This is a genomic window from Nonomuraea maritima (genome assembly GCF_900100395.1).
Lineage (GTDB): Bacteria > Actinomycetota > Actinomycetes > Streptosporangiales > Streptosporangiaceae > Nonomuraea > Nonomuraea maritima.
In genome coordinates this window covers 352,707-366,516 of sequence record NZ_FNFB01000003.1, presented here as the reverse complement: position 1 = coordinate 366,516, position 13,810 = coordinate 352,707, and the positions used below count along the sequence as shown (strand labels likewise).

Below are 13,810 nucleotides of genomic sequence, written 5' to 3'. Positions count from 1 at the left end.
ACGGCGAACATGCCCAACAGACCGAGAAACAAGGAGCAAGCCCATGACGACGATCGACGCCTCCGAGCGCTTCACCACGCTGCCCGACGACGCGGCGCTCGCGGCCACCGTGACCGCGCTGGAGGGCAACGGGTTCACCGTCGAGGTCGTCGACGACCTCGACGCCGCCCGGCGGGCGACGCTGGCGCGCATCCCTGACGGCTCGTCGGTGATGACGAACACCTCGGTGACGCTGAAGGAGACCGGCATCGAGGACGCCATCAACGCCGGCGGTCCGTACGACTCGGCGCGCAACCGGATGAACGCCCTCGACTACCAGACCCAGCTGCAGGAGATGAAGGCGATCGCCGGGCAGCCCGACTACGCCCTGGGCAGCGTGCACGCCGTCACCCACGACGGGGCGCTGCTCATCGCGTCGGCCTCCGGCAGCCAGCTCGCCTCGTACGCTTGGGGCGCCGCCCACGTCGTCTTCGTGGTGGGCGCACAGAAGATCGTCCCGACGCTGCAGGACGCCCACGACCGGATCCACCAGCACAGCCTCGTGCTGGAGGACGTCCGCGCGCAGGCCGCCTACGGGCAGCACAGCAGCGTCAACAAGATCATGGAGATCCGCCGGGAGTTCCCGGGACGCGTGCACATCGTCCTGATCCGCCAGGTCGTCGGCTACTGACGGATCCCTGGCGAAACGGCAAGCGACACCTGGCCTTCGCGAGAGGTTATCCGCCGCGCGCGGAGGGCAGCGGGCCCGGATGGACTCTGCCTTGGGCGCCGGCGAACTGGAAGCCCGGGTCCGCAGCGTGCTGTCGGACGCGGGCTTCTCCGTCGGTCCGTCGCCGGTCTCCACCGACGGCGGGCTGTCCGTCTGGCACGACCCCGCGCGCGGCGTGGTCGTCGCCTGGGACGCCACCGCAGGGGAGCTGACCCGGTACGGCATCGTCCGCACGGCCGTCCGCCTGGCCCTGAACGCCGTCCTGCGGCACGCCGGCCACCACGTCGAGGAGGACCCGAACGGCCTGGAACTGGTCGTCACCTCCTGACCGTCCCCTGCACGCCCCTGCCGCCTGGGGCTGAAGGCCGGACACAGCGTGGGGCACCGGACGACCTCGCCGGGGTGGTGAACTGCGGGCGGCGGCAGGGGCGCGGGTCAGGGACGCCCGCCTCAGGCGGGCTGCAGGGCGGCAGCGCGGCTCTCGCCGTGGATGTGCAGGTCAGGACGGAAGGACGCGAGGTAGGCCGCCCGGTCGTGGAACGTCCCGGCGAGCGCGTCGCCGTAGTCGATGAGCTCCAGGTGGTCCGCGCGGCGGGTCTCGTACCGCAGGTGCAGCAGGCGGTCGAGCAGCGCCTGGTCGCCGGCGGCCGCGGTGACGCAGTCGGCCAGGATCTCGGCGTCGCGCAGCGTGTAGCTCATGCCCATGCCGGTCATCGGGTGGCAGGCGAACGCGGCCGAGCCGAGCAGCGCGGCGTTGCCCCGGTGGTAGGCGCCGACCCGCAGCGACGAGACCTTGATCCGCTGCCAGGAGGCCGGCCCCAGCACGTCGAAGGCGTCGAAGCTGTCGGTGACGAACTTCTTGAGCTGGTCCATGAGGATCGGGATGCCGTCCTCGAAGATCATCCGGTCGTCCTCGGGCGGCAGGCCGACGAACACGCGCGCCTCGTCGCGGTCGAGCGGGTAGAGGTAGGCAAGCCAGCCCTCCGAGCTGAAGTAGAGCCGGTTGAGCTCGGCGATCCCGGCCGTGAGCGGCACCGTGGCGACCCGCATGATCAGCCGCTCGTACGGTGTCACGACCTGGTCGACGCCGAGGACCTCGCGGACCACGGACCTGGAGCCGTCGGCCCCGACCACCGCGCCGGGCCGCAGCCGCCGGCCGTCGGTGAGGGTCAGCTCCTGGACGAGGTCACCGTCCGTGGCGATGTCGTCGACGCTGGCGTCGAACCAGAACTCGACGCCCTCCATCGCGCACGAGGCGTAGATGAGCTCGACCAGCTCGCGGTAGGGCTGGATGAGGAAGCCGCCGTCGGGGAAGCGGCACTCCTGGATGGGGTCGCCGTCGTGGTAGTAGCGGATGGTGTCGCGCCTGATGCCGTGGCGCCCGGCGAGGTCGGCGAGCCCGTGCCGGGCCAGCACCCGCAGTCCCGGGGGCTTGAGGAAGTCGGCGCCCGCGCTCGGGATCGACGGCCCCTGCTCGATGACGACGACGTGCCGGCCGCGGCGGGCCAGGAGCAGGGCGAGGAAGCAGCCTCCGAGCCCGGCGCCGACTACGGCTACGTCACACGATGTGGTTGCCATGACAAGAGCCCTTCTCAAGGTGAACTAGTTCGTGTGCCCGTGGATCCCGGCCAGCGGCCCGGGTTCGGACGCGCGCGGCCGCGGGACGCGGTCCGTCGCGGCGGGCGAGCCGGCGGCCGGGCGAGGGTCGGCGGCCGGGTCAGGGGCGCGCGTCTCGGCCGGCAGCAGCGCGTCGGCCTCGGCCGCCACGGTGGCGAGCGTCATGCGCAGTTCGAGCAGCAGCTTGCGGGGCACCTTGACCATCACGTCGTCCGGGTCGGGACGGGTACGCGTGATCTTGGTCAGGGCGAGCGCGCCGATCAGCACGGAGATCGCCACGCACAGCGCGAGCGCTCCGGCCAGGCCGGCGGACGGACCGGTCATGAACGGGTGGTCGATCACCACCGACACGACCGCGACGCCGACCGCGCCACCGACCATGCGGGCCATGGTGGCCGCGCCGACGGCGGAGGCGTACTGGTGGGGACGGGCGGCCAGGGTGGTGGCGACGGAGGTGCCGGGCGCGAGCGCCCCGACCCCCATGCCGACCACGACGCTGGCGATCAGGCCGAGCAGGGTCGGTCCGACCTGGGTGAGCACGAGCACGCACGCTCCCCCGCACAGCAGGGAGCCGGCGTAGATGAGCCCGTACGCGCCGACCCGCTTGACGAGGCGTCCGGCGACGAAGCTCGTGACGACGACGGCCACCGACGTGGGGGTCAGCCACATGGCGACCTCCAGCATCGGGTAGCCGAGGTGCAGCAGGTACAGGGGCTGCACGGTGAGCAGCCCGTACGACAGGGCGCCGAAGCCCCAGGTGGCGAGCCAGCCCCAGACGAACTTGGGCCGCCGCCACAGGGCGAGGTCGATCGCGGGCAGCCGGTGGTGCCTGGCCTGCGCGAACGCGCCGCCCAGCAGGGCGAGCGCCGCCAGCGCGAGCCACAGCACGTCCATGCCCCAGGCCATGGCCTTGGAGATGGCGAGGACGATCACGGCGATCCCGGCGGCGAGCAGCCAGGCGCCGAGGACGTCCGGCTTGCCCTTGGCGGCGGCCCGCCCGCCCGGCGGCAGCCAGGCGCAGGCGACCAGCAGGGCGACGCCCATGACGACGTCCGGGACGAACAGCGACCGCCAGCCGACGGTGGCGGCCAGCCAGCCGCCGCCCGCCTGCATGAGCAGGCAGCCGAGGCCGGAGGCGGAGCTCCACAGCGCGATCGCGCCGCGCCGCTGTGCCTCCGGCAGCTCGCCGAGCAGCAGTCCGAGGCTGGCCGGGATCATCGCCGCGGCGCCCGCGCCCTGGACCGCCCGCGCGGCCAGCACGAACGACCAGGAGTCGACGGCGACCGTGGCGATCCCGCCCAGCACGAACACCACGAGCCCGACCGCCAGCACCCGGCGGCGGCCGAACAGGTCGGCCCAGCGGCCCGCCGTGGCGAGCAGGGCCGCGATGGGGATGAACGCCGCGCTGGTCAGCCAGACCAGGTCACCGAGCGGCATGCCGGCGCCGGCGGGCGTGTAGCGCAGCACGCCGACGGCCAGGGTGGTGGCCGTGGTGTCGGCCATCACCGTCAGCATGACGCCCGCGCCGACCAGGCGCAGCATCACTCCGTGACGGCGGCTTACGCCGGCCGGTGCCGCCGCCCGGGCGGCCGCTGGTGACGAACGCACGTGGATCCTCCTGGGAGAGCTTCGGTGGTCTGCGCCGGCACGGTCCTGCCGTGCCGGCGGTGGTGCGGGGACAGTGCGGGGACAGTGCGGGGACGAGCGGGGGTCAGGCGCCGTACCGGCCGGGCGAGATGAGGCCGTCGGGGTCGAGCGCCGTCTTGAGCCGGTGCAGCATGCCGAGGCCGGCGGTGCTGGTCTCGGACCAGACGGCGGCGGCGGCGTGGTCGATGTCGGAGCGGTAGATGGCGCAGCCGTGTCCGCGCAGCAGGGCGGTGGCGTCGTTGCGGAGCTGGTGCGCGCGGTGGGCGCCGAACGGCGTGCCGCGGTCGAAGAAGATCTGCATGACGCCGTTGGCGATGTGTTCGCTGACGAGGTTCCACTCGACCATGAGGGCGGTGGTGTGGGCGTCGATCGCCGTCTGGAGCGCGGCGATGATCTGGTCGGTCTTGGCGGCGTCCATCGGCATGAGCGGCAGCATCGCGAGGAAGCCCATAGGGCCCTGGTCGATCTGGTCGCAGGAGGTGACGCGCAGCGCGTGGTGGACGCCGATGCACGTCGGGACGCCCTGCGACATGAGCGCCCTGGGGTAGAGCGGGTCGTCGGGCCCGACCTCGGCCGCGTCGACCACGCGCAGCGCCTCGGCGCCGTCGACCCCGGCCAGCGACTTGCGCAGCAGCTCCTCGGCGAGTTCCACCGCGGCGTCGCTGCCCATGAGCGGCCCGAGGACGGTGAACAGGCTCGGGTCGACGCCCGCCGGCAGCGTCCAGTCGCCGTGTGAGGGGACGAGCGACAGCTCGCGTACGCGCATCAGCCCGTCGGCGGGGTTGCCGCGGCGCAGGAAGCCGGTGAGCGCGCCGAGCGCGGTGCCGGCCTGCTCGCGCGGCAGGCGCCCGTGGACGACCGCGATGGTCTGCGGGCGCGGGATGAGCGCGACGGCCATGGCGGTGACGATGCCCAGGTTGTGCTGGACGAACGCCTGCGTCATGTCGGGCCCGGCGACCCGGCCGTGGTAGCGGCCCGCGGAGTCGAGCCCGCCGGTGGTGACGACGCTGCCGTCGGCGAGGACGGCCTCCAGCCCGGCCACGTCGTGGACGCGGGAGCGGATGGAGCCGTCGCCGCGGTCGAGCGCGTTGCCGAGGACCGAGGTGTCGGCGCACGAGGCGGTGACGTTCAGCATCCAGGGGGTGTCGCGCAGCTCGGCGGCGAGCTGGGCCTGGGTGACGCCCGGCTCGATGACGGCGTAGCCGGCCTCCAGGTCGAGGCTGCGGATGCGGTTCATGCCGCCGAGGTCCACGAGCACGTTGTCGTCGGTGACCGGCATGGCCGAGCCCATGCCCCAGTTCCTGCCGGTGCTGATGGGGTACAGGCGGCGCTTGGTCGCCGCTGCCTGGCGGACGAGGGCGCGTACCTCGCCGAGGGTCTGCGGCGTCTCGATGCCCGCCACGGATCGCGGCTGGTGGCCACCGACGTCACGCGACCTCAGCTCCACTCGCGATAGTCCCTGCATGATTCTCCTCAAAGGGTGCGGTATCGCTCTTCCGGCTCCCGGCCGGGAGCCACGGGGCACACGTCAGGCGGTGTGCAGTAGGTCGTCGATCGAGCCGATGGCCTGGTTGGACATCTCGCGGATGTCCAGCAGCCGCTGTTCGACGAACACGTCGGCCACGTCGGCCACGTCGGCCGCGAAGTCGCGGGAGCCGGACGGGACGACGGGTGCGGGGCGCTCGTGCCGGCCGTACGGGTGCCGCCGGACGTGCTCGGTGTCTCGCTGCTCGCGCCGGGGGCGGGCGGGCAGGTGCGGGGGGGTTCGCATGACGGGAGCTCTCCTACCGGACTCGGATGGGGTTTTCCGGGTGACCGCTCGCCGTTGAGCAGGTCGTGGGGTTCAGCGGGCGCCGTCCGCCAAGCCGGTGGTCCCGGCCTGGTGGGTGACGGCCACGGGGATCACCCGCGGCACGCCGTGGTTGATGACGCTCGCGGCGATGCGGCGTTCGGCGAGCCCCATGTGGGGCCGTCCGGCGCCGACGGAGCTCGGCCGTGCGGTGGCCGAGCTGCGGATCAGGGAGCTGGCGTGCACCCAGCGGCGCGATTCCGCCAGCACCTCGCGCTGGGCGCGGCGCAGGTCGCGGTGCCGCGCGTGGTGCTCGCAGACGGCCTGCGCCAGCACCCGCGCCATGACGAGGTGCTCCTCGCAGGCTGCCGCGACCTTCGCCTCCAGCCCGGTCACCTGGGCGAGGAGCAGTTGCAGGTGTGCGAGGCCCGAGCTGCGCTCGAACCCGTCGAGCTCCGCGAGCCGTCCTGGCCAGCGCAGCCGCCGCTCGATCGAGGCGCACACGTCCGCGACCACCGTGGCGGCGGGCAGGGCGTCCAGGTCGTCGGCGCCGAACCGGCCCTCGAGCTGGACGGCGCGCTGCGCTGTCGGCCCGAAGTCGGCGAGCCTGCGCAGCCCGCTCTGCAGCAGGCGTACGCGGTTGTGCAGGCAGGCGGCGCTCCAGCCGAGCACCAGCAGGCGGTCGGTGTCGGCCTCGCAGTGCCAGCCGACCAGCGCCACCTCGCGGGCCATGCGATGGTGGAGCACCCACGGCTCGGGCCCGCCGACCGGCGCGGGGGCGTCGGTCCACACCTGCAGGCCGCCCGGGGGCAGTTCGGCGACGCCGACCTCGATGCCGGGCGGCGCCACCCTGCGGCAGATCCGCCGGACGACCCGCTGCTGCGCGGCGGTCTCCGGCGCCATGGGCACAGGGGCGGGCAGCACCCGCTCGGGTGCTACCGGCGCCCTTGGCTCGATGCTCATCTGGGGCCACCTCCAGACCCGCAGGTCCTGTCGGGTACGTAAATTGACACTTAATGGTGCCGGTCCTGATGGTCGTCAGAGCGAGCGGATCTGTCAACTGCCACTTAACGAATCCAGTATGGATCGGTTGGCCGGCAGATCGGGCGGGTAATGAACTGGCGATTTCGCGCCGGTTGATCCCGGGTTACGCGACATCGCTGATCTAGAGTTCCGTACGGCGTTACTGGTGGTTGACGAGCGCGAGGGAGCGAGCCGTGCGGGTGACCGCAGCCGTGGTCACGGTCATGTCGATGACCGCCTGGCCTGACACAGAACCGGTTCCCCCGCCGGCCGGGACGCCGTACTGCGTCCTGTCGGAAGACGTCCGGCCCGCGGGGCCGGACGGGACTTACCTGATCGACAGTGCTTCCTCACCCGGATGGATACAGCCGCAGCCCGCGCCCCCGGGGCGCGAGCCCACGCCGTCCGAACGGCTCGCCTTCGCGGGCTTCCCGAACGTGTCGGTGTTCGACGTGACCGGCCCAGGAGGCGTCCCGGCGCAGAAGGTCATGACGACCTACGCGACCAACCTCGACGAGGTCATCACCCTGATGAACGGGGCGGCGATCTCCGGGGACGGCGGCGTCACCTTCGGCGAGACGGGCGAGACGCCGCTGCGCGAGTCGCCGGTCGAACTGCACGACGGCCGCTACTTCGCCACCGAGTACTATCCGGACCGCACCGGCCCGTACACCGCCCGGCTGGGCATCCTCACCTCGTCCGCGGTGCGGGCCGGCGAGAGCTGGCTGCGTACCGAGGCCACCCTGCACACCCCTGACGAGCTGATGAACGGCGGCGCCGCGTACGGCAGGCCCGTCCAGCTCGCCGACGGCACGATCCTCGTCACGGTATACGCCCGGTACGTCGCCACCGGCACGTACCAGGCCGAGCTGTACGCCAGCGACGACGGCGGGGTGACCTTCCACCGGCGCGGGGTGATCGCCCGGCCCGCCGGCGGCCTGTGGTTCACCGAGGCGAGCGTCGCGCAGGCGCTCGACGGCAGCCTGCTGGCGGTGGTGCGCCGCGACGGCGCGAAGTACTCGACCCTGCACCAGGCCCGCTCGCACGACGGCGGACGCACCTGGACGCCGCTGCGCGAGGTGCGCTTCGCTGGCATGGACTGCGTGGTGCGCGGCGTGGCGCCACGGCTGCTGCTGACGCCGGGCGGCCTGCTCGTGCTGAGCGCGGGCCGTCCGGACAACTGGCTGGCCGTCTCCCCCGACGGGCTCGGCGAGGAGTGGACGGAGCCGCGGGTGACGTACCACAACCGCGACGGCATCTGGGACGCGCATGGCTCGTCCGGCTACACCAGCATCGCCGCGGTCGGCCCGCATCGGCTGATCCAGGTGGTCGACAACTGCAAGCTGCCGGGGACCGGTCCCGACGGGACGCTCAACGAGACGGCCTGCCCGGCGCACGGCAAGTTCGAGCACGGCGGCTGGTACGGGATCAGGCGCCTGCTGTTCACCGTCGCCACTCCGGGGCGACGGCTCGACCTGGACGCCCTGCGCCGCAGCGGCGAACTGCGGGTCTCCACGACGATGAACTGGACCAGCCCCTACCGCCCGCGCTCGGGGCCGGCGGGCGCGCTCGACGGGAGCACCGGCTACTGGTCGAGTGCCGTGGCCACCGGGGTCGGCAGCTACGAGCTGCACTTCGACCGGCCACGGCGACTCAGCCGCATCGGCCTGAGCCTGCGTCCCGGTCATCCGGCCGGGGCGCGCGTGTACGCGTCCGCGGACGGACGTTCCTGGGGCGAGCCGGTCGTCACCATTCGCGACAGGACGGATCACGCGATGCGCTACAGCGTCCTCGACCGCACCGCCCGGCACCTCAGGATCATCACCGATCCCACGCTCGACTGCGACCCGGAGATCGGCGCGTCCTGCAGCATGCTGAACGAGGTCGAGCTGTACTCCTGACCGGTCGCCCCGGATTCGGGCGGCCGGAACCGCGCGGCGGAACGGCGTCCCCGGAGGACCGTTTCACGGACCTCCGCGGGACGTCGCCGTGCGGCTGCACTCACGCTGTGGTTCGCACAGGTGAGCCGGTGAACTCCGGTGCGCTCGACACCGTGTGCTCTCATACGGTCGGCGGGGGCGTCCTGCCGGTTCTGTCGTCGCGGCCGAACACGTCGCCTCTCGTCTCGCCCTCCTCGTCGATCTCCAGCCGCTCCTTGCGGATCTGGCCCTCGACGACCTCCTCGTGCCGGATCTCCTGCTTGCGGACGTGCACGCGCTCGACCGGCCGGGTCTCCTTGCCGACCACCGGACGCTCCTCGTGCAGGACGATCTGGCGGTCATCCTCGCCGATCTCGAACGTCCCCGCCGTCTCGCCGTTGCTGATCGGCTCGCGCTCGATCACGATCTCCTCGTGGGTGAGCGGGATCGTCTGCTGGACGGTCTCGGTGTCGACGTACTTGTGCAGGTGGACGCGGCCCTTCTCGCGGCTCTCCGTCCCGACGCGGAGCCGCTCCTCCGAGCGGATCATCTCGATGTCGGTCTCCTCGGTGAGGCCCTCGCGGGTCCCGCCGGTCGTGCCCGCCGCGAACGGCCTGTCCGTCGTCCCGCCGGTGGGCGTGCCGCTCACACCGCCCGCGCCGCTCGTCGTGCCTGCCTGTCCCGTCGTTCCGCTCCTTCCCTGTACGTCCTTCTCGCCGACACGCTGGCGCGGGACGGACGACGGCTGCATGCCGTAGTAGCGGTAGAGGTCGGCCTCCTCGTCGAGCGACAGGCGGTCGTCGACGTCGACGTTCGGCGCGCCCTTGATCATCTCCTTGTCGTAAGGGACTCGTACCTCGCCGCCCGAGCGGCGGGCGTTGGCCAGCGGGACGAAGGTCTGCTTCATCCCGAAGAACCCCGTGCGTACGGTCACCCATTCGGGCTCGCCCGTACGGTCGTTGAGGTAGACCTGTCCCACCTTGCCGATCGCTTGTCCGTCCGACCCGACCACGTGGCAGTCGAGAAGGTTGCGGATCTCTGTGTGCATAGCCACGACGATCCCCCTGACATGATTTCGTCCTGGTTCAAATGGGACAAATACCCTATGTACCCATAACGCCCCACTGGAGTAGCCCAGTTTTCGGCCAACGGGAAACACCTCTCCATATCCCCCCGCAAAAGTTCCGGTGCCATATTCCGGCCCCCCGGAAAAGAAACCCCACGCCGACCAACCCCACACCACACGCGCGGGCGAACTGAGCGGCCGAGCGCGGGTGAATGAGGAGCTCAGCGCGGCTGTGTAGCTGAAGGCGGGCGGGATGGGTAGGCGGCCGGCGTGAGCGAACTCCTCGTCGAAATCCCCTACTCCCACCTCCACCCCGGCCTCATCCTGGACGCCCCCGCGGGCACCACCGACTTCCTCGTGGTGTTCGGCGACGGGTCGGAGGCCCGCGCCGAGCTGCTGCGCGACCACGCGGATCGCCCGCTGCTGAGGGTCGGCGGCTACGTGACCGCGCACGGGGCCGTGTCCGACGAACGCGTGTGGACGATCCGCGAGATCGCCCCCCACGGCGACCGCGACCGCATCCGCCTGGGCGACGCACTGACCTGACATGCCGCTCCGCCCTGGAGCGGCGTACCGACCTGGAGAGGCACGCCGGCCTGACGCGGCGCCGACCAGAGGCGCGGCTGCTCTGCTCTGGAGAGGCGTACCGAACTGAAGCGGCGTGCCGGCCTGGAGAGGCGCGCCGACCCTCAGTGGTGCGGCGAGTGGGGCTACCACCACGTGCCGACTCGGCCCATGTGCAACCCTCACCTCCCTCAGCGAGGGGCAAGGGGCGATGGCGGGGAGCGCAGAATGGGATGGAAGTTTCTGTGGTTTTGGGATGAAATATCGGCATCGTTGAACGAGCCACCTGGAGACTGCTGTGCCGCTGTTCGATCTGCCGTTGGAGGAGCTCCGCGGCTACCTGCCCGACCGCGACGAGCCCGCCGACTTCGACGCGTTCTGGTCCGCGACCTTGGCCGAGGCGCGGGAGTTCGACCTGGCCGCCGAGTACGTCCCCTATGACCTGCCGTACGCGAACGTGGACGTGTTCGACGTGTCGTTCACGGGTTGGGGCGGGCATCGGATCAACGGCTGGTTCCTGCTGCCGCGCGGCGCGCAGGGCCCGCTCCCGTGCGTGATGCACTACATCGGCTACGGCGGCGGACGCGGTTTCCCGCACGACCACCTGCTGTGGCCGTCCGCGGGATACGCGGTCTTCGTGATGGAGACGCGCGGCCACGGCGGCGCCAACAACGGCCGCCCGGGTGCCACCGGCGACCCGCACGGCAGCGCGAACCCGCAGGCTCCCGGCATGATGACGCGCGGCATCCTCGACCCGTCCGACTACTACTACCGGCGCGTGTTCACCGACGCGGTCCGCGCGGTCGACGCGGCCGCGGCGCACCCGGCGGTGGACGCGTCCCGCATCGTGGTCGGAGGCGCCAGCCAGGGCGGCGGCATCGCCCAGGCGACGGCGGCGCTGCACCCGGCTGTCCGGGCGGCGCTCGTCGACGTGCCGTTCCTGACGCATTTCCGGCGGGCCGTCGAGATCACGGCGAGCGACCCGTACCAGGAGCTGGTCCGGTTCCTGTCCACCCGGCGCGACACGGCCGAGCAGGCGTTCCGCACGCTGTCGTACTTCGACGGGCTGAACTTCGCCGCCAGGGGACGGGTGCCGGCGCTCTACTCGGTGGCGCTGATGGACGACATCTGCCCGCCGTCGACGGTGTTCGGGGCCTACAACCACTGGCAGGGCCCGAAGGAGATCACCGTGTGGCCGTGGAACAACCACGAGGGCGGTGGCGGGTACCAGTCGGAGGAGCAGGTTCGCTACCTGCACAAGCTGTTCGGCGAGAGCTGAGCCGGGCGTCCGCCGCGCCGGGCCACGCGGCCCGGGCGCGGCGGTGCCGCCTCACATGTTCTTCTCGGTCACGAGGAAGGACACGCTGCCCTGCTCGTCGGCACCGGCGTCCAGTGACTTGTCCTCCAGCACGGTCGCGGCCACGGGGTCCAGGTAGACCCGCGCGCCCTCGGTCTCGACCACCGCATCCGCCGGTTCGGGGGCGGTCGCGAGGGTCAGGGTGAGCGAACTGGCGCCCTCTCCCTGGGACGAGATGCGGATCCCGCTCTGGGAAGGCTCGGGCGCCGTCGCGGTCAGATCACGGATGGCCTGGGCTGCGTTGGCTGTCAGGGTGAGCACTATGGCTCCTCCTCACGTTCGAGTGCATGAGTTGCCTGCCATTCCCCAGCGCTCTGCCCTCAACCCTTCATGACCTCATCTTTGCCGACACTTCGCCGCCGATCGTGGCGCTCGACGCGCGGATCATGGCGTGCAGAATGGGCGTATGGACATCCCGGCGCTCCGGCGGGCCATGGTGGCGGCGGTGCGCGAACGCCACGACGTCAGCGAGCCGGTGGCGGCGGCCATGCTCGCCGTACCACGCCATCTTTTCGTCCCGGACGTCGGCCCTGAGCAGGCCTATCGCGACGAGCCCATCGTCACCAAGCGTGACGTGGAGGGCCGGCCGGTCAGCTCGTCCTCGCAGCCGACCATCATGGCGATCATGCTGGACCAGCTCGGCGTCGAGCCCGGGCACCGCGTGCTGGAGATCGGTACGGGCACCGGCTGGAACGCCGCCCTGCTGGCCCGGCTGACCGGGCCGGACGGCCACGTGGTCACCGTGGACATCGACGAGGACATCGTCGCGAGCGCCAGGCGGCACCTGTCACAGGCCGGGATGTCGCAGGTGGAGGTGCTCTGCGCCGACGGAGCCCGCGGCGCCCCCGTGGGCGCCCCGTACGACCGGCTGATCGCCACGGTCGGGGTGTGGGACATGGAGCCGGCGTGGCCTGCTCAGCTGCGGCCGGAGGGGAGGCTCGTGGTTCCGCTCGACCTGCGCGGGGTCCAGGTGTCGGCGGCCATGGAGCGCGCGGACGGCCACTGGGTGAGCAGGTCGGTGGCGCCCTGCGGGTTCATGCGCATGCGCGGCCCGTCGGCGGGGCCCTCCGCGCTGGTCATGCTGCGCGAGGACCCGTACCTGTGGCTGGAACTGCCTGAGGCGCGCGAGGTCGGCGACGTGGCCGCGGCGCTCGACACGGGGGCCCGCGACGTGGTCGCCATGGAGCGGGTGCGAGGCACCCCGCTCGACCTCCACTCGGGCGTCACGCTGTGGCTGGCGCTGCACGAACCGCGCTGGTGCACGGTGGCGGGCAAGCTGGGCCGCGGGTACGGCGCCACGGCCGGGCTCGTCGAGGGTGACTCCATGGCGCTGCTGGCGCTGGAGGGCTCCCTGCTGGCGCGCGGCCACGGCCCCCGTGGCGGGCGGCTCGCCGCCGACCTGGCCGCGCATGTCAGGGCGTGGGACGACGCGGGCCGTCCCGGCATCGGCGACCTGAGGATCGAGGCGCACCACGAACCGGTGTCCGGCGCGCCGATGACGATCGAGAAGCGCCACACGACCCTGATTCTGAGCTTCGGCTGACCGTCGCCGGGCCGGTCGGCCGAGACCGTCACTCCTCCAGCGACCGCAGGGCTTCGGCGACGGTGTCGCCGGCGCCGGTCGCGCTCACGCCTCCGTCGCGGTCACGGGCGATCGCGGTCACCCCGCCGAGCGGGCCCGAGGCCAGCGTGATGGTGTGGCCTTCCGACAGCAGCGCCTCGGCGACCTGACGGCAGGCCGCCGGGCGGGCGAGCAGCCGCCGGGCGGCGACGAGGGCGGCGACCGGCCTGCGGTGGCGGGCCAGCAGCACCAGACCCTCGTCGTACGGCTGGGCGATCTGGCGGACGAGGTCGCCCAGTTTGGCGCGAGCCGTCGAGAGCGGCAGCACCGGCAGCCCGCTCAGCACCCCCGGCACCTGCGACAGCGGCACCAACGCGGCCCACTCCCAGCGCTCGCGGGTGATCAGCGTGACGGCGCCGTCGCCGGCCGCCCGCACGAGGGAGCCCCAGCGGGCGCGGGCGTCCTCCACGCCGACGGGGGCTCCGTAACGGGCTTCAAGCTCTCCGTACGGCAGCGGCTCGGTGTTGATCATACGAGAAACCGTAAGCCGCCTTACGG

14 protein-coding genes are annotated in these 13,810 nt (G+C 72.2%); 6 read left to right on the top strand and 8 right to left on the bottom strand.

Features of this window, described 5'->3' with window-relative positions; all coding sequences use genetic code 11:
- Positions 1 to 43 precede the first annotated feature (43 nt).
- Both BLR04_RS08515 and BLR04_RS08510 read left to right on the top strand, forming a co-directional pair.
- Positions 44 to 670, top strand: coding sequence for an LUD domain-containing protein (locus tag BLR04_RS08515; protein WP_090761420.1), 627 nt, complete (start codon positions 44 to 46; stop codon positions 668 to 670).
- A 79-nt stretch (positions 671 to 749) separates the two neighbouring features.
- A complete protein-coding gene (locus BLR04_RS08510; protein ID WP_143021986.1) occupies positions 750 to 1,037 on the top strand; it encodes a hypothetical protein in 288 nt (95 codons plus the stop codon).
- Between the two features lie 122 nt (positions 1,038 to 1,159).
- Here BLR04_RS08510 and BLR04_RS08505 read toward each other — a convergent pair whose 3' ends face one another.
- The 5 genes from BLR04_RS08505 to BLR04_RS08485 form a co-directional block, all read right to left on the bottom strand.
- Positions 1,160 to 2,287 carry an FAD-dependent oxidoreductase gene (locus BLR04_RS08505; protein ID WP_090761416.1) on the bottom strand — a complete coding sequence of 376 codons (1,128 nt, stop codon included), beginning with the start codon at positions 2,285 to 2,287 and terminating at the stop codon, positions 1,160 to 1,162.
- Positions 2,288 to 2,311: 24 nt separating this feature from the next.
- Positions 2,312 to 3,934, bottom strand: coding sequence for an MFS transporter (locus tag BLR04_RS08500; RefSeq protein ID WP_143021985.1), 1,623 nt, complete (start codon positions 3,932 to 3,934; stop codon positions 2,312 to 2,314).
- 103 nt (positions 3,935 to 4,037) lie between these two features.
- The gene (locus tag BLR04_RS08495) at positions 4,038 to 5,438 is read right to left on the bottom strand and encodes an FAD-binding oxidoreductase (protein ID WP_090761412.1); all 1,401 of its coding nucleotides are present in this window, start codon (positions 5,436 to 5,438) and stop codon (positions 4,038 to 4,040) included.
- Positions 5,439 to 5,501: 63 nt separating this feature from the next.
- Positions 5,502 to 5,744 (bottom strand): hypothetical protein, encoded by a 243-nt coding sequence (locus BLR04_RS08490; RefSeq protein ID WP_090761410.1) that lies wholly within the window; start codon positions 5,742 to 5,744, stop codon positions 5,502 to 5,504.
- 72 nt (positions 5,745 to 5,816) lie between these two features.
- A complete protein-coding gene (locus BLR04_RS08485) occupies positions 5,817 to 6,725 on the bottom strand; it encodes a hypothetical protein (protein WP_143021984.1) in 909 nt (302 codons plus the stop codon).
- Positions 6,726 to 6,979: 254 nt separating this feature from the next.
- Here BLR04_RS08485 and BLR04_RS08480 point away from each other — a divergent pair, with 254 nt between their 5' ends.
- Positions 6,980 to 8,686, top strand: a complete 1,707-nt coding sequence (locus BLR04_RS08480) for an exo-alpha-sialidase (RefSeq protein WP_090761406.1) — start codon at positions 6,980 to 6,982, stop codon at positions 8,684 to 8,686.
- A 160-nt stretch (positions 8,687 to 8,846) separates the two neighbouring features.
- On the opposite strand, the gene BLR04_RS40500 is transcribed toward BLR04_RS08480, so the two are convergent.
- Complete coding sequence (locus BLR04_RS40500; RefSeq protein ID WP_176903002.1) at positions 8,847 to 9,752, bottom strand: DUF2382 domain-containing protein; 906 nt, start codon at positions 9,750 to 9,752, stop codon at positions 8,847 to 8,849.
- Between the two features lie 288 nt (positions 9,753 to 10,040).
- On the opposite strand from BLR04_RS40500, the gene BLR04_RS40495 reads away from it, so the two are divergent.
- Positions 10,041 to 10,316, top strand: a complete 276-nt coding sequence (locus BLR04_RS40495; RefSeq protein ID WP_176903001.1) for a hypothetical protein — start codon at positions 10,041 to 10,043, stop codon at positions 10,314 to 10,316.
- Between the two features lie 316 nt (positions 10,317 to 10,632).
- Entirely contained in the window at positions 10,633 to 11,613 is a 981-nt protein-coding gene (locus BLR04_RS08470) for an acetylxylan esterase (RefSeq protein WP_090761402.1), read from the top strand.
- Positions 11,614 to 11,664: 51 nt separating this feature from the next.
- Here the strand turns inward: BLR04_RS08470 and BLR04_RS08465 are convergent, their stop codons facing one another.
- Entirely contained in the window at positions 11,665 to 11,952 is a 288-nt protein-coding gene (locus tag BLR04_RS08465) for a HesB/IscA family protein (protein WP_090761400.1), read from the bottom strand.
- 145 nt (positions 11,953 to 12,097) lie between these two features.
- On the opposite strand from BLR04_RS08465, the gene BLR04_RS08460 reads away from it, so the two are divergent.
- A complete protein-coding gene (locus tag BLR04_RS08460; protein ID WP_090761398.1) occupies positions 12,098 to 13,234 on the top strand; it encodes a methyltransferase domain-containing protein in 1,137 nt (378 codons plus the stop codon).
- Positions 13,235 to 13,262: 28 nt separating this feature from the next.
- Here BLR04_RS08460 and BLR04_RS08455 read toward each other — a convergent pair whose 3' ends face one another.
- Positions 13,263 to 13,784 carry a hypothetical protein gene (locus tag BLR04_RS08455; RefSeq protein ID WP_090761396.1) on the bottom strand — a complete coding sequence of 174 codons (522 nt, stop codon included), beginning with the start codon at positions 13,782 to 13,784 and terminating at the stop codon, positions 13,263 to 13,265.
- Between the last annotated feature and the right edge of the window lie 26 nt (positions 13,785 to 13,810).